This is a genomic window from Lentzea sp. CC55 (genome assembly GCF_021056325.1).
GTDB lineage: Bacteria > Actinomycetota > Actinomycetes > Mycobacteriales > Pseudonocardiaceae > Lentzea > Lentzea jiangxiensis.
This window is the reverse complement of the sequence record NZ_JAJCXE010000021.1, coordinates 63,386-77,937: the sequence shown is the minus strand read 5'-3', so window position 1 is coordinate 77,937 and position 14,552 is coordinate 63,386. Positions and strand designations below refer to the sequence as shown.

Here is a 14,552-nt window from a genome sequence, read left to right as displayed (position 1 = left end):
TTGTCAGCCTCCGACGAACAAACCGGCGAGCCACTGGCCGATGTTCGCGCCAGCGTCGGTCGTGACGGCGAGGCCGATGATGGCCAGAGCGACGATCACGCCGCCGAGGCGGCGCATGACGCCCGCGTTGTCGCCCTTGCCGCCACCCAGCCACAGGAGCAGGAGCGCGACTGTCAGCAGGAGCAGCGGGACGATGTTGTCCAGGATCCAGTTCCGGACATTGCCCGTGCCCGGCACCGTCGGCTGCTGCTGAGCGAGTGTCACCAGGTCCATGGCGGTCATTTCTTACTCCAGAGTGCGCGAGGGCTGGCGCTACGAGTAGAACACGAGTTCGTCACGACGTGTGGGGCTGTTGCTGCGGGCTGTTGATCAACTGGCCGTTCCCCCTGGGGAGAATTACGTCTAATCTGGCCGACACATCATCACCGAGGAGACGTCAGTGGGGAACACCCGTCCCAAGATTCTCTCCGTCGCCGACAAGGTTCACCCGACTGCGGGCGCGCTGGTCACCCACAGTGCGTGCGTCCTGAACCCACGCACGTGCACACTCATGTGATTGCCCTGAACGGCCGGTTCGCGACCCCGCCGCGGGTGCGGCCCGGAGCTACGACTCCGAGGAGATTCGCCCATGCTCGAACCTGACCTCGTGCCGGACGGAAGTGTGGACGGAATCACAGCCTCCCCTAGTGCTCCAGGCGTGGACGAGCCTACCGGGCAGACCCCGCAATCCCGGCGCCGGGTCCAGCGGACGATCAACTTCGACCGCTCCGTGCTCGAGCGGGCCCGTGCGGCGGCCACCTACCTCGCGTCGTACGAACCCCAGGCGGGGGTGCGGTCGCTCGCCGACATCGTCAACCCGGCCGTGCTGGCGTACGTGACGGAGCTGGAGGAGCTCTACAACGGCGGGGAGCCGTTCCGGCCGGTGCTGCGGATGCCGTCCGGGCGGCCGGCGAACCGGTGAAGCCCGGCGACCGGGAGGTCACCGGGCCGCACGGCCGGGCGGACGGTCACGAGGTGCCGGAGATCCTCCAGAACCAGCCGGTCGAGGCGTAGTCGGGCCCGACCGCGCCCTTGCCCCAGAAGTAGTCGTTGTAGTTGCCGAGCCCGCCGGTCGCCGGCAGGTACACGCCCATGCTCGCCCAGCGCACGGACGCGGGCTGCGTGTCGATGCTGGCCTGCGCCCACGCGTCGCGGACCTTCATCGGCTTGTTCCACCACAGGAACGGCGAGCGCCACATGTAGTGGCCGAACTTGCCGCCGTGGTTGGCGGAGTTGTAGCTGACCGTGGTGAAGCTGTTGATCTGGTGCAGGCCGCGGAACGCCTGGCCCCAGCGCTGCGCCCAGTTCTGGCCGCCGGTCGAGTCCTCGAGGACGAGGCAGGTGAAGAGGCTCATCCACTCGACGTCGCCGTTGCCCCAGCGCGCCTCGGTGTTCGAGAGCTTGGTGTCGTTGTGGTTCGAGCAGCCGGTGAAGTAGAAGCCGGTGCCGCTGCCGTGGCCCTGCCAGTACGTCAGGTCGACGTCGTCGGCCCAGTACGTGTCCTGGCCGCCCGCGAAGGCCGGGTCCTTGAAGTCGCTCTCCCACGCGTTGTGGTCGAGCCAGCTGAACGCCTGCGGGATGCCGTGGTTGCCCGCTTCGGTGTTGAACGTGCCGATGTTCGCGGCGGTGTTCGGCAGGCCCGAGCAGGTGCCGGTGCCCTCGCTGCCGACCTGGGTGCCGCCCGCCTGGACCTCGAACCGCGCTTCGGGGCGCGGGGACTGCGGCGGCTGCGGAACGGGCAGTTCGGCGCCGACCGCGGCGGGCAGGGTGATGGCCTGCGGGGCGCCGCCGTCGGAGTTGCGGCCGGTGCAGCGGAAGGACGGCTCGATCCTGTCGACCCGCTGCTCCAGCGGCGGTGCGACGTAGACGTAGGAGACGTCGGGCTTCACCTCGGCGCCCAGGTACTCGGCGCACAGCTTGGCTCCGTGCGCGAGGTCGTTCACCTTGACGGTGCCGGCCTCGTCGTAGGTGCGGGCGGCGTGGCTGACCGCCGTCACGCCCTGCGCGTCGAACGAGACGCGGATGTTCGCACCCTCGCCCTCCAGCGGCAGGCCGCCGAGCTGGAACGTGTACGACACGCTCGTGTCGAGGTTGGCCGTGAGTGTGTTGCGGCCGTTGGGATCCGCGAGTTCGAACGTCGTGTGCTGCGCGGTCGGCGCGGCGTTGGCGGGCAGGACACCGGCGGTGCGGAGCCCTTCCTGGGCGCGCTTGGTGGCCTCTTCGGTGGAGATGGTCCTGATGCGCTTCAACGCTTCGGTGTCGAGCGCGGTCTGCGTGGTGGCGTTGCCGTCCTCGTCCGGCTTGCCCTGTCCTTTGTCGACGGTCGGCAGGTACTGGTGGCGCCGTTCGTCGGCGAACGCCACCGCGCCCGCCTCGGACCTCTGGACGTCCTCGAGACCGAAGGCCCGTTGCAGCCTCTGGGCCTGTTCCTGGTCGAGACCGGAACTCGTCACCCCGTACACGGGCAGCTCCGTGGCATCGGCGTGCGCGACACCGGCCGCCCCGGCGGCGACGAGGCTGGACAGGGCCAGCACCACCGTCAGCTTGCGTTGCATGTCTTTTCCCTCCCTGGGTGACGGCCGGCTGCAGGGGCCGGCCGTCTGACAGGAGGATCAGGTGTTCCCGCTCGTGATACCGGGAGTGGCACAGCGCCCCGGACGCACCACCCGAACGGCCGAAGTTCTGTAACGCCCTTGGCGCGGCAACGAACCTAGAGGCGGACAGCTGGGTACTTGATGCCCGCTCCGGTGTTGAGCACGACCACCTCGTCCCGCGCTCCGAGCCAGCCGGACCGCCGAAGGTCCCGGACGGCGCTGATCGTCGCAGCGCCCTCGGGGCACAGGAAGACGCCCTCGCGTCGTGCGCACTCGGCCCGGTCGGCCTCGATCTGCTCGTCGGTCACGGCGATCGCGGTGCCACCGGTTTCCGCGATGGCCCGCAGGATGATGAAGTCGCCCAGCGGCTTCGGCACGTTGATGCCGAACGCGCTGGTGTAGGCGTCGTCCCAGAACGCCGACTCGGCCCGTCCCCCGTCGAACGCCCGGACGATCGGCGCACAGCCGGTGGACTGGACGGCGACCAGGCGCGGCAGCTCCCCGTCGATCCAGCCGAGCTCGCGCATCTCCAGGAGCGCCTTGTGGATCCCGATCAGCCCGACACCGCCGCCGGTCGGGTAGACGATCACGTCCGGCACGCGCCAGCCGAGCTGCTCGACGATCTCGTACCCCATCGTCTTCTTGCCCTCGATGCGGTACGGCTCCCGCAGCGTCGACGCGTCGAAGAGGTCGACGTCCGCGATCGCCCTGCCGGCGTCGGCGATGGTGCCCGGCACGATCCGCAGCTCGGCGCCGCTCGCCTCGACCTCCTCGCGGGTGATCAGCGGGGCGTCCTCGGGCATCGCGATGACGCTGCGCAGGCCCGCGCGAGCCGCGTACAGGGCCCAGGCGGCGCCCGCGTTGCCGTTGGTCGGCATCTTGATGCCCTTGATGCCGAGCTCCCTGGCCCGCGCCACGCCGACGGCCGCGCCCCGTGCCTTGAACGAGCCCGTGGGGACGAGCGACTCGTCCTTCATGAGGATCTTCGCGTCCAGCTCCCGGCTCAGCGCGGGCAGCGGCACGAGCGGCGTCATGCCCTCGCCGAGGCTGAACGCGGGGTCGGGGTCGCGGACCGGGAGGACGTCGCGGTAGCGCCAGAGGCTGTTGTCGTCGTTCGGCCGCCGCACGCGGGTGAGGTCGTAGCGGGCCAGCAACGGCGAGGCGCACTCGTGGCAGAGGTTCTGGACGGCGTCCGCGTCGTGTTCGCGGCCGCAACGGGCGCATTCCAGGTGCGAAAGCATGACGTCATGCATACAGGCGGATGAGCCGGCATGTAAGCCGGATCCTGTTCGTGGGACCGAGGTCCCAGTCGGCGGCCATCCATCTGGGCCTGCCGTCGCCGGCAGGCTCTAGCGGCCTACCCGCGAGCATCGGGCGGGCAGCCCTCGAACGCTCGCGCAGGCACTCGCGTGCCCTTTTGGCCTTGCTCCGGGTGGGGTTTACCTAGCCGCCCCAGTCACCTGGGGCGCTGGTGGTCTCTTACACCACCGTTTCACCCTTACCCCGGCTGACGCCGAGGCGGTCTGTTCTCTGTGGCACTGTCCCGAGGGTCACCCCTGGTTGCCGTTAACAACCACCCTGCCCTGTGGAGTCCGGACTTTCCTCGACGCTCGCGCGCCGCGGCCGCCCTGCCGACTCATCCGCACCCCGAGGATATCCCAGCGGCTGGAACCGGTTGTCCACCGGTGCGGACGTTGGTTGACTTCGCCCATGACACGACGTCGCCACGTCGACCACGGCCACGTGGCAGCCAGCCTGTGTTGCCTCCGCTGAGTGCGTTCTCACCGTCCGCGACCTCGGGGAGCCCCGTCATGTCCGATCTGCTGATCATCTCCGGCGCGCCGTCCCACTCCGCGCCCACCGGCGTCGTCGTGGCGCACGTGGCCGGCGTGCTGCGAGCCGCCGGGCACCGCGTCACCCTGCTCGACGTGCGCTCGCTGCCCACGTTGCCGCTGCTCACCGAGGACCTGCGGGACCAGGAGATCGCCTCCGCGGTCAGCAGCGTGCTGGCGGCGGACGGCGTGGTGGTCGCCTCCCCCGTGTACCGCGCCGCCTACAGCGGCCTGGTCAAGGCGTTGCTCGACCTGCTGCCCAAGAAGGCCCTGCGCGGCCGGGCCGTGCTGCCGCTGGCGACCGGCGGCAGCCAGGGCTTCCTCGTGGCCATGGACTACGCCCTGCACCCGTTGCTCGCCGCGAAGGGCGCCGACCAGGTCGTGCGCGGCGAGTTCGTGCTGGACCAGAACGTCGGCACCCCCGAGGCCTCGGCGGCCCTGGACGCGGCGGCCGACCGGCTGATGCTCGCGCTGACCCCGCGCCTGCGGAAGGTCAGCTGAGGTGTGACGTGTCGTTGACGAGCTTCACCGACGCGTGCCCGTCGGGGTAGAACTCGGCGATCGACACCCCCGTCAGGTCGAGGTGCATCCGGAACAGGAACTGCGGCCCGACGTCCAGCGCCTGGCGGAGCAGCGTCTTGATCGGCGTGACGTGGCTGACGACCACGATCGTCTTGCCGCCGTACTTCGCGATGATGTCCGCCCGGGCCTTCCTGACCCGCGCGTGCACCTCGTCGAAGCTCTCCCCGTTCGGCGGCTTCACACTCGTGTCGCCCAGCCACCTCCGGTGCACCTCGGGGTCCTGCTCGCTCGCCTCGGCGAACGTCAGCCCCTCCCACGCGCCGAAGTCGGTCTCGATCAGCCCCTGGTGGGTGACGACCTCGAGGCCGACCGCGTCCGCGACCTTCCGCGCGGTCTGCTGAGCCCGCTGCAGCGGCGACGAGATGACCGCCGCGATGCCGTCCAGTGTGGACAGCCTCTTCGCGGCCCTCTCCGCCTGCTCCAGCCCGAGCTCCGTGAGCGGGTGGTCACCCCGTCCGCTGTAGCGCCGCTCGACCGACAGCCTCGTCTGCCCGTGCCGCAGCAGGACCAGCCGTGTGGGCTCCCCCACAGCGCCGCTCCAGTGCGGCTGCCGGGCACCCTCGGCCTTTTCGGTCTTCTCGGCCTTCTCGGTCTTTTCGGCTTTCTCGGTCTTTTCGGCTTTCTCGGTCTTTTCGGCTTTCTCGGCTTTCTCGTCGTCCATGGCCTCGTTCGCGAGCCGGTCGGCCTGCTTGTTGCGCTCGCGGGGGATCCACTCGTACGTGATCGCCTTGAACGCTTGGGCGAGTGCCTGGGCTTCCTTCGCGAGAGGCTGCATCGAGGGGTGCTTGATCTTCCAGCGCCCGGACATCTGCTCGACGACGAGCTTCGAGTCCATCCGCACCGCGACCGTCTCGGCGTCGAGCTCCCTGGCAGCCCTCAGCCCGGCGATCAGCCCCTGGTACTCGGCCACGTTGTTGGTGGCGACCCCGATGAACCCCTTGCGCTCGGCCAGCGTCTCGCCGCTTCGAACGTCCCTGACCACGGCCCCGTAACCAGCAGGTCCGGGGTTGCCCCGTGACCCGCCGTCGGCCTCGACGATGACCTTCACGGGGCCGATCGTAACCCCGCGTTCAGACCCCTCCCGGCACTCTGTATCCTGTTCACATCAGTCTGGGTGGCGGAATGGCAGACGCGCTAGCTTGAGGTGCTAGTCCCCGCAAGGGGGTGGGGGTTCAAGTCCCCCCTCGGACACAGATGAAGGGCTCGTCCTGCGGGACGGGCCCTTTTGCATTGCCGCTATGCAAACCCTCAGTAACCCCGCCTCACCAGGCGCCGATGATCTGGGCATGCGCGCAACAGACGACGCCGGCGTCGTGCTCAACGCAGAGTTCGAGATCGAGCCGGACGGCGACCACCTGGCGTTGGTCATGAGGAGCGCGGGCGGCAAGGTCAACGGCAGTCCGCACGGCCGCAACCACCAGTACAACCTCGCCCTGGAACTCCTGCTGCGCCGCCTTCGCGAGCGCGGCGCAGCACTGGAGAGCGGCGTCGTTGACTCCGCTCAGGTCAAGCACCTGCCCGAGGCGGAACGCACCATCATCGACTCACGGGTCGTCCTGGCCGCGACGCCCGACATCGGGGCGTTGCGCAAGGAACTGGGCCGCGCGCAGGGCAAGATCGGCAGAAGCGGCGACGGCAACGCCACCAAGCAGATCCGGCTCAGGCTGCGGGTGCCCGGTTACGCCGCCGACGACGCCGACCGCCTGGCCACGGATCTCGCGAAACCGGCCGACCGCGGCAAGGCGCCGGACGCGCTGGCCCTGCTGCGCTCCCTCATCGGCGATCCCATCGAGACGGTGACCGGCAACGTGAACACCATCATCGAAGCCGAGCAGAAGCGAGTTCGAGTCTCCACCGGACGATCGCCGCTGGGACAGTGGGTCGACGTTCGCGACGTCGAGGCCGGCTTGGAGAAGCTGTACGCGCAGGGATCCGTGCTCGTGAATGTTGACGAGCTGGGTCACCGCTCCGCATTCGTAGGCGCCGTGCTGGCGACCATCCCCGGAACGGTCGTGACCCTCCGGCCCGCCGTCGTGACGTTGCACGACCCGGAGTTCCCGGTGCGCATCCGGAAGTTCGCCGTGCTCGACGGGACCGCACAGGTCACGATCCGTAAGGAGCAGCGGGAACTGCGCAGGCTGCTGCTCGGCGGCCGGACCTCCGCACCCTGCGACCTGTGCGGACACGACTACCCGGAGGAGTTCCTCGTCGCGGCGCACATCAAGAGGCGGTCGTTGTGCACCGACGACGAGCGCAACGACCTGACCAACGTGGCGATGCTGGCCTGCAAGTTCGGGTGCGACAGCCTGTTCGAGTCCGGTCACGTCACCGTGGACGACACCGGTCGCGTTCTCGCCCGGTTCGAGGACGGATTCGGCGGCCGGCTGCGCGATCACCTGAGCGAGCTGCACGGCCGTCGTTGCGGGGCACATCGCACCGGTTCCCGGCAGTACTTCACGTGGCACCGCGACAACGTCTTTCGCGGTTAGCGACGAGGGCCTTGCCGTGCAGAAAGCAAAAGGGCCGCCCGGCTGGGGCGGCCCTTCACGTGAAGCCCGGCTCTACAGGCCCGACTCCGTCGTGCGGACCAGGATCGCTCCGCACTCCTCGCAGCGCACGACCTCGTCGGCCGCCGCCTCCTTGACCTTCGAGACGGCGCTGCGGTCCAGCTCGATGCGGCACGCGCCGCAGCGGCGGGACTGGATGAGGGCCGCGCCGATGCCCCGCTGCTCGCGCTGGCGGTCGTAGGCCTTCAGCAGGTCGTCCGGGAAGCCCTTGGCCATCACCGAGCGGTCCGCGGTGCGGCGGGTTTCGGTGGCCTCCAGGTCGGCCAGGGCGGCGTCGCGGCGGCCCTGCGCGTCTTGGAGCTTCTCGCCCGCCTTGTCGAGTTCCACCCTGGCGAAGGAGACGTCGGCTTCCACCGCCTCGCGGCGTTCCATGAGCTCCAGGAGGTCGTCCTCGAGGATGCCCTGGCGGCGCTCGAGGGTGGCGAGCTCGTGTTCGAGGTCGGTGAGCTGCTTGGCGCCGACGGAGCCGGACTGCATCAGCTTGCGGTCGCGCTCGCCGCGGGCGCGGACCTGGTCGATCTCGGTCTCCTGGCGCTTCACGTCGCGGTCGAGGTCGCCCAGGGTCGTCTCGACGGCCACCAGTGCGTCCTGCTTGGCGCGGACGAGCTGCTCGGCCTCGGCGATCTCCGCGATCTCCGGCAGCGTGCGGCGACGGTGGGTCACACGCGCCAGTTCGGCGTCGACCTGGGCCAGGTCGAGCAGCCTGCGCTGCACTGCGGGATCGGCTTTCACGCATGTCCTCCTGCTGCTGTGCTCGACGCGCCGACGGTCCACGGGTCGGTCCGGCGGGTGGAGACGAGTACGTCGACCCTACCGCCGACGGCCGCGCGCAGGATCTCGGCCGCCTGCTCGCACCACGGCCACTCACTGGCCCAGTGCGCCACGTCGACCAGTGCGGGGCCGCCGGACTCGACGTGCTCCAGGGCGGGGTGGTGCCGGAGGTCGGCCGTCACGTACGCGTCGACGCCCGCTCGCTTGACCGCCTCCAGGAAGCTGTCACCCGCTCCGCCGCACACGGCGACGCGTTTGACCAGCTTGTTCGGGTCGCCCGCGGCACGCACGCCCTGCACTGTGGCGGGCAGGGCGCCGGCCACGCGCCGGGTGAAGGCGCTCAGCGGTTCGGCCTCGGGCAGCTCTCCGATGCGGCCGAGGCCGGTGCCCTCGGGTTCGGCCGGTTCGAGCGGGCCGGTGACGGTGAGGCCGATGGCCCGCGCCAGCGCGTCCGACACGCCCGGCAACGCGCTGTCGGCGTTGGTGTGCGCGCAGTACAGCGCGGCGCCGTTGCGGATCAACCTGTGCACCAACGCGCCCTTGGGGTCGTCGGCGGGAACACCGTTGACCCCGCGCAGGAGCAACGGGTGGTGCGCGACCACGAGCTGCGCGCCGACCTCGACCGCTTCGTCCACAACGGACGAGGCGGGGTCGACGCAGACCAGCACCCTGGTGACGTCCTCGGCCGGGTCGCCGCAGACCAGGCCCACCGCGTCCCACTTCTCCGCGGTCTTCGGCGGATACGCGGACTCCAGGACCGCGATCACGTCGGCGAGCTTCACGCCAGTTCCTCCATCACTACCCGCAGCGCGTCCACGAACACCGCGAACTCCTCCGGCGGCCGGATCGCCACGCGCAGGTACGTGTCGTCGAGGCCGGGGAACGTGTCGCAGCGGCGGACCGCGATCCCCTTGTCCCGCAACGCCACGCGCGCGCCGCGGGGCGCCTTGACCAGCAGGAACGGCGCTTTCGGCGGCACCACGACCAGGTCTTGGAGCTGCTCCAAGGCATACGCGGCGTGCTGTTCGGCCTCCTCCGCGAACCGCGCGGACTGCTCGAGCGCGTAGGGCTCGCAGCACGCGGTGATCGCTTCCAGCGTCAGGCTGCCGACGGGCCAGTGCGGACGGCCGTGGGCCAGGCGGCGCAGGGTCTCGGGGTCGCCGAGGAGGTACCCGGCGCGCAGGCCGGCGAGGCCCCAGGTCTTGGTGAGGCTGCGCAGCACCAGCACGTCGGGGTCGTGCGCGAGCGACTCGGGTTCACCGGGAACGGCGTCCATGAACGCCTCGTCGACGACCAGCCTGCCGGGCAGCGCCTTGAGCGCGGCGGCCTCGTGCAGCACGGACGTCGGGTTCGTGGGGTTGCCGATGACGGTGAGGTCGGCGTCCGCCACGACGTCGCGCAGGCGGAAGTCGCCGTCGAGCAGCACGTGCTCGACCGGGATCCCGGCGTCGCGGAACGCCACCTCGGGCTCGGTGAAGCCGGGGTGGACGATCGCGGCACGGCGGGGCGCGAGCTTCGGCAGCAGCGCGAAGCCCTCGGCGGCGCCGTTGAGCAGCAGGACCTCGTCAGGCGAGCGCCCGTGGCGGCGTGCGACGGCCTCACGGGCGCGCTCTTCTGCCTGGTGCGAGGGGTAACGCCCGAGCTCGCCGAGCGCCGCGGCCAGCCGTTCGCGCAGCCAGGCGGGCGGGTGCGGCACCCGCACGTTGACGGCGAAGTCGGCGAGGCCGGGTGCGGCGTCGACGTCACCGTGGTGGCGCAGGTCTGGGCTGGTCATCGCGCGGATTCTAGGCGACCGGCCCAGAGCTCCACGTCACTGCATGTAGCGGCGGAGCTCGGTGAGGTGGCTGATCAGCTCGTCCAGCTGGAACGTGTCGAGCTGCGCGGACTCACCGGGCGGGGTGCGGAAGCAGACGCGACCCTTCTCGTTGAGGTACACCTCGAACGCACGACGGCGCCCGAGGGCGTCGGTGCACCCGATGATCTCCCGTTGCGGGGGCACGTCGGTACCTGTCTGCATGGGCGGCCTCCATGTCGTTTGTCCGTACATCTTGCGACAACGGTTGAGCGTTACCGTGCGGCGGTGCTCAACCTCCGGCGGACAACGTGATCTCCCGAGCCTACTTGTGCTCGACGACCGGCACCGGCTCAACGGCCTAGGCTGCGCGGCATGCACGTCTCCTTCGTCTGCACCGGCAACATCTGCAGGTCCCCCATGGCGGCGCTCGTCTTCCGCGAGTGGCTGTCGCGGGAAGGGCTGTCGTCCCGGGTCCGGGTGTCGAGCGCCGGCACCGGCGGCTGGCACGTCGGCGACCCCGCCGACCCGCGGACGTTGAAGGCGTTGGCGGCCAACGGGTATCCCGTCGACCACGTGGCAGCGCAGGTCGGGCCGGAGCACCTCGACGCGGACCTGCTGGTGGCGCTGGACGCGGGTCACGCACGGGCGCTGCGCCGGATGGCCGGCCCGGACCGCGTGCGGCTGCTCCGCTCGTTCGACCCGGACGCCGACGGCGCGGACGTGCCGGATCCCTACTACGGCGACGAGGCCGGCTTCGACGAGGTGCTCGTCATGACCGAGGCGGCGATGCCGGGGCTGGTCGCGTGGGTTCGCGAGCGGCTCTGAGGACGAAGCGCCAGTCACCCCGGGCGACCGCGGCCGAGGCGGCCGGCCTGCGCTGGCTGCGGGTCGACGGCGGCCCGCCGGTCCCGTTCGTCCACAGCGCGTCCGGGGGCGAGCTGGTGATCGACGAGATCCCCCACGGCGAGCCGGATCCCCGGGCGGCCGTGACCTTCGGGCGCCGTCTCGCCGCGCTGCACCTCGCCGGGGCGGACGCGTTCGGCTCACCGCCGCCCGGCGGTCCGCGCGAGGCCACGATCGGCCTGGCGCCCCTGGTCAACGAGCCCGCGCCGGAGTGGCCGGAGTGGTTCGCGTCACAGCGGATCGAGCCGTACGCGCGGGAAGCGGGCATCGACGTGGGCGAGGTGTGCGCGAACATCCGGGAGCTGGCCGGTCCGCCGGAACCGCCCGCACGGCTGCACGGCGACCTGTGGAGCGGCAACGTGCTGTGGGGCGCCGACGGGCAGGTGTGGCTCATCGACCCGGCGGCGCACGGCGGGCACCGCGAGAGCGACCTTGCGATGCTCCAACTGTTCGGCTGCCCGTTCCTCGACCACGTGCTCGGTGCGTACCGGGAGGTCGCGCCGCTGGCCGACGGGTGGGAGGCGCGGGTGCCGTTGCACCAGCTGTTCCCCCTGCTCGTGCACGCCGTGCTGTTCGGCGGTGGGTACCGGGCGCAGGCCGTGGCGGCGGCTCGGGCGGCTTTGCGGTGACGACTCGGTTCCACAAGTCCCCGCTCACTCCAAAGCGGCGTTGCGTTTGCTTCGAATGTTGCAGATAATTCGAATAGCGGAAGGAGGGGACCGATGAGTTCTGCAGCACTACGAGCTGTCCAGCCCGACGATGACGCCGTCGTCACCGCCCATGCCGCTGTGAGCAGGGTCAAGGCATACCTGCACAGCCATCATGACGACGAGAGTGACGTCCGCGTCAGGGTCGAGGAGAACGACGACGTCCTGGTCCTGCCACGCGCCGCGGTCGAACTCTTCGCCCAGATCCTCGCTTACATGGCCGCCGGCCACGGTGTGTCCGTCGTACCCGCCGACGCGGAACTGACCACGCAACAGGCCGCGGACATGTTGAACGTGTCACGTCCATACCTGATCGGTCTGCTCAAGGCGGGCGAGATCGAGTACCGCATGGTGGGCAAGCACCGCCGCATCAAGGCTGCGTCCTTGATGGAGTACATGCGCTCGGACGACCAGCGGCGGCGACGGGCCGCCGACGAGTTGTCAGCGCTCACGCAAGAGATGGGCATGGCCTGAGTGAGCTTCGTCGTCGTCTACGACGCCAACGTCCTCTACCCGAGCACTCTGCGAGACCTGCTGATCCGGATCGCGGCAGCAGGTCTCGTCCAGGCGAAGTGGACTGAACAGATCCTGGACGAGGTGTTCCGCAACATCCGGAAGAACCGGCCGGACCTGTCCGAAGCGCAGCTGGGACGGACCCGTTCGCTGATGCTGACCGCCGTCCGGGACTGTCTCGTGACCGGGTACGAGCCGCTGGTCCCGGCGCTCGACCTGCCTGATCCGGACGACCGGCACGTGCTCGCGGCGGCGGTCCGGGCTCGCGCCCAGGTGATCGTGACGAACAACGTCAAGGACTTCCCACCGGAAGCCCTTCAGCAGTGGGACATCGACCTCAAAGACGCGGACGACTTCGTCTGTGACCAGATCGGGCTCGACGCCAAGGTCGTGTGGAGCTGCGCCCAGCAGATCGCGAACTCGTGGCGGACCCCTCCCGGGACGATCGAGGACGTCCTCGCCTCTCTCGAACGCTGTGGCCTGGTCCAGTCGGTGGCCGAACTCCGGGCGCTCTGAACAGTCATCTACCGTGAAGACGTGCGGTTCAAGTTCCTCCTCAAGCCGGGCTGGCTGGCGCTGACCCTGGCCGTCTGGGTGTTCGCGGGCGCCTGCGTCTACCTCCTGTCGCCGTGGCAGTTCGGCCGCAACGACGAGCGTCAGGCGCAGAACTCCGCGATCACCAAGTCGCTGGGGAGCGACCCGGCCCCGTACGGCGGGCGGCACGACGAGTGGCAGAAGGTCGAGGTCAAGGGCCGCTACCTGCCGGAGCTCGAGGCGCTCGCGCGGCTGCGCACGGTCCAGGGCGAGGCGGCGTTCGAGGTCATCACGCCGTTCGAGACCACCACGGGCCGCAAGGTGCTGATCGACCGCGGGTACGTGCGGCCGGTCAACGGCATCAAGCCGCCGGACTTCGCGGCGCCGCCGACCGGCGAGGTGACGCTCATCGGGCTCGCGCGGCCCAACGAGTCGAACGATCAGCCCGCCTTCGAGCAGGACGGCCGCAGGCAGATCTACTCGATCAACAACGACGCGGTCGGCCAGGGCATCGAGCCCGGCTACTTCCAGCTGCTCGAGGGCCAGCCGGGCGTGATCGCCTCGCTGCCGCTGCCCCGGATCGAGTCCGGGCCGTTCTTCTCCTACGCGCTGCAGTGGATCGCGTTCGGTGTGATGGCGGTCGGTGGCTGGCTGTACTTCACGATCCGCGAGGCGAAGCCGGGCGGGGTGCTGCACGAGAGCGGCACGAAGAAGCGCAAGAAGTCGATCGCCGAGCTACTTGCGGAAGAGGGCGATGAAGGCGCTGACGACGCCCGCCCCGAACCCGACGACGCGGGACAGCTCCACGGCACGCGTCACGTGCCCTGAGTCGGGGTTGCGGCCGTGGCCCAGCACCGGGCGTTCCTCGACGCCGTGCGAGTAGGCGGTGCGGCCGCCGAGCCTGATCTCCAGTGCTCCGGCGAACGCCGCCTCGACCTGGCCCGCGTTGGGCGACGGGTGCGCTGACGCGTCACGGCGCCAGGTCTCCAGCGCCTGCGAGGCCGAGCCGCCGACGACCGGGGCGCCGCCGACGGTGAGCAGTGCGGCCAGCCGCGAGGGCACGAGGTTCAGCAGGTCGTCCAGGCGCGCCGAGGCCCAGCCGAAGCGCAGGTAGCGGGGCGAGCGGTGGCCGACCATCGCGTCGAGCGTGTTGGCCGCCCGGTATCCCAGCAGCCCGGGAACGCCGGAGACGGCACCCCAGAACAGCGGCGCCACGACGGCGTCGGAGGTGTTCTCCGCCACCGACTCGACGGTCGCGCGCGCCAGGCCCGTGGTGTCGAGCCGGGTCGCGTCACGGCCGCACAGGTTCGGCAGCCGGTCGCGGGCCGCCTCGATGTCGCCGCCCGCGAGCTCACGGCCCATCGACGTGCCCTCGGTGGCCAGCGAGTTGCCGCCGAGCACCACCCAGGTCGCCGCACCGGTCGCCAGGGCCTGCGTCAGCCAGTGGCGGCGCGAGGCGCGTTCCACGGCCACTCCCAGGGCCACGGTGCCGCCCACGAGAACGGCGGAGTACACGGCACCGGCGGCCTGCGAGTCGGCGTACAGGCGCTTCTCCAGCGCCGCCGCGGACGAACCGAATGCCGCTACCGGGTGAAATCGGCGTGGATCGCCGAACACCGCGTCCGCGGCCACGCCCAGCAACAACCCCAACGCGCGACCCGCGCCCACGGCATCCTCCCCAGCTCGTCGAAGGCACGGTAGCGCCGGGCCGGGTC

At 70.5% G+C, this 14,552-nt stretch carries 17 protein-coding genes, 1 tRNA gene and 1 other RNA gene; 9 read left to right on the top strand and 10 right to left on the bottom strand.

Going from position 1 to position 14,552, the window contains the following annotated elements; all coding sequences use genetic code 11:
• Positions 1 to 3: 3 nt before the first annotated feature.
• Entirely contained in the window at positions 4 to 282 is a 279-nt protein-coding gene (locus L6E10_RS15395) for a hypothetical protein (RefSeq protein ID WP_176960163.1), read from the bottom strand.
• Positions 283 to 697: 415 nt separating this feature from the next.
• Between L6E10_RS15395 and L6E10_RS15390 the strand changes: the two genes are divergently transcribed.
• Positions 698 to 961 carry a hypothetical protein gene (locus L6E10_RS15390; RefSeq protein WP_236220210.1) on the top strand — a complete coding sequence of 88 codons (264 nt, stop codon included), beginning with the start codon at positions 698 to 700 and terminating at the stop codon, positions 959 to 961.
• 46 nt (positions 962 to 1,007) lie between these two features.
• Here L6E10_RS15390 and L6E10_RS15385 read toward each other — a convergent pair whose 3' ends face one another.
• From L6E10_RS15385 to rnpB, 3 genes are all read right to left on the bottom strand, one after another.
• Positions 1,008 to 2,594 (bottom strand): DUF6345 domain-containing protein, encoded by a 1,587-nt coding sequence (locus L6E10_RS15385; protein WP_236220209.1) that lies wholly within the window; start codon positions 2,592 to 2,594, stop codon positions 1,008 to 1,010.
• 155 nt (positions 2,595 to 2,749) lie between these two features.
• A complete protein-coding gene (locus L6E10_RS15380; protein WP_236220208.1) occupies positions 2,750 to 3,874 on the bottom strand; it encodes a threonine synthase in 1,125 nt (374 codons plus the stop codon).
• Positions 3,875 to 3,891: 17 nt separating this feature from the next.
• An RNA gene (gene rnpB, locus L6E10_RS15375) (RNase P RNA component class A) lies at positions 3,892 to 4,272 on the bottom strand.
• Positions 4,273 to 4,444: 172 nt separating this feature from the next.
• On the opposite strand from rnpB, the gene L6E10_RS15370 reads away from it, so the two are divergent.
• Positions 4,445 to 4,966 carry an NAD(P)H-dependent oxidoreductase gene (locus L6E10_RS15370; RefSeq protein WP_236220207.1) on the top strand — a complete coding sequence of 174 codons (522 nt, stop codon included), beginning with the start codon at positions 4,445 to 4,447 and terminating at the stop codon, positions 4,964 to 4,966.
• Here the strand turns inward: L6E10_RS15370 and L6E10_RS15365 are convergent.
• Entirely contained in the window at positions 4,959 to 6,095 is a 1,137-nt protein-coding gene (locus tag L6E10_RS15365; RefSeq protein WP_236220206.1) for a bifunctional RNase H/acid phosphatase, read from the bottom strand. The two genes, L6E10_RS15370 and L6E10_RS15365, sit on opposite strands and share 8 nt — an antisense overlap.
• 60 nt (positions 6,096 to 6,155) lie before the next feature.
• Between L6E10_RS15365 and L6E10_RS15360 the strand changes: the two genes are divergently transcribed.
• A tRNA-Leu gene (locus L6E10_RS15360) sits at positions 6,156 to 6,238 on the top strand.
• 95 nt (positions 6,239 to 6,333) lie between these two features.
• Positions 6,334 to 7,536: an HNH endonuclease gene (locus L6E10_RS15355; RefSeq protein WP_236220205.1), complete on the top strand. Its 1,203-nt coding sequence runs from the start codon at positions 6,334 to 6,336 to the stop codon at positions 7,534 to 7,536.
• A gap of 72 nt (positions 7,537 to 7,608) precedes the next feature.
• On the opposite strand, the gene L6E10_RS15350 is transcribed toward L6E10_RS15355, so the two are convergent.
• From L6E10_RS15350 to L6E10_RS15335, 4 genes are read right to left on the bottom strand one after another with little or no spacing between them, the layout of a single operon-like run.
• A complete protein-coding gene (locus L6E10_RS15350; protein ID WP_236220204.1) occupies positions 7,609 to 8,346 on the bottom strand; it encodes a zinc ribbon domain-containing protein in 738 nt (245 codons plus the stop codon).
• Positions 8,343 to 9,167 carry a Nif3-like dinuclear metal center hexameric protein gene (locus L6E10_RS15345; RefSeq protein WP_236220203.1) on the bottom strand — a complete coding sequence of 275 codons (825 nt, stop codon included), beginning with the start codon at positions 9,165 to 9,167 and terminating at the stop codon, positions 8,343 to 8,345. Before L6E10_RS15345 ends, L6E10_RS15350 begins: the two co-directional genes overlap by 4 nt.
• On the bottom strand, positions 9,164 to 10,159 hold the full coding sequence (cobC, locus tag L6E10_RS15340; protein ID WP_236220202.1) for an Rv2231c family pyridoxal phosphate-dependent protein CobC: 996 nt from the start codon (positions 10,157 to 10,159) through the stop codon (positions 9,164 to 9,166). The genes L6E10_RS15345 and cobC overlap by 4 nt, the downstream gene beginning before the upstream one ends.
• A gap of 36 nt (positions 10,160 to 10,195) precedes the next feature.
• A complete protein-coding gene (locus L6E10_RS15335) occupies positions 10,196 to 10,402 on the bottom strand; it encodes a hypothetical protein (protein WP_090104856.1) in 207 nt (68 codons plus the stop codon).
• A 150-nt stretch (positions 10,403 to 10,552) separates the two neighbouring features.
• Here L6E10_RS15335 and L6E10_RS15330 point away from each other — a divergent pair, with 150 nt between their 5' ends.
• The 5 genes from L6E10_RS15330 to L6E10_RS15310 all read left to right on the top strand — a co-directional run bounded on the left by L6E10_RS15330 (position 10,553) and on the right by L6E10_RS15310 (position 13,665).
• Positions 10,553 to 11,005, top strand: coding sequence for a low molecular weight protein-tyrosine-phosphatase (locus L6E10_RS15330; RefSeq protein WP_236220201.1), 453 nt, complete (start codon positions 10,553 to 10,555; stop codon positions 11,003 to 11,005).
• A complete protein-coding gene (locus L6E10_RS15325; RefSeq protein WP_236220200.1) occupies positions 10,984 to 11,712 on the top strand; it encodes a fructosamine kinase family protein in 729 nt (242 codons plus the stop codon). Before L6E10_RS15330 ends, L6E10_RS15325 begins: the two co-directional genes overlap by 22 nt.
• Before the next feature lie 93 nt (positions 11,713 to 11,805).
• Positions 11,806 to 12,264 carry a helix-turn-helix domain-containing protein gene (locus L6E10_RS15320; protein ID WP_236220199.1) on the top strand — a complete coding sequence of 153 codons (459 nt, stop codon included), beginning with the start codon at positions 11,806 to 11,808 and terminating at the stop codon, positions 12,262 to 12,264.
• Entirely contained in the window at positions 12,265 to 12,819 is a 555-nt protein-coding gene (locus L6E10_RS15315) for a PIN domain-containing protein (protein ID WP_236220198.1), read from the top strand.
• Between the two features lie 21 nt (positions 12,820 to 12,840).
• Entirely contained in the window at positions 12,841 to 13,665 is an 825-nt protein-coding gene (locus L6E10_RS15310; RefSeq protein WP_236220197.1) for an SURF1 family protein, read from the top strand.
• On the opposite strand, the gene L6E10_RS15305 is transcribed toward L6E10_RS15310, so the two are convergent.
• Positions 13,573 to 14,505: a cobalamin biosynthesis protein gene (locus L6E10_RS15305; RefSeq protein ID WP_236220196.1), complete on the bottom strand. Its 933-nt coding sequence runs from the start codon at positions 14,503 to 14,505 to the stop codon at positions 13,573 to 13,575. The genes L6E10_RS15310 and L6E10_RS15305 overlap by 93 nt on opposite strands.
• Between the last annotated feature and the right edge of the window lie 47 nt (positions 14,506 to 14,552).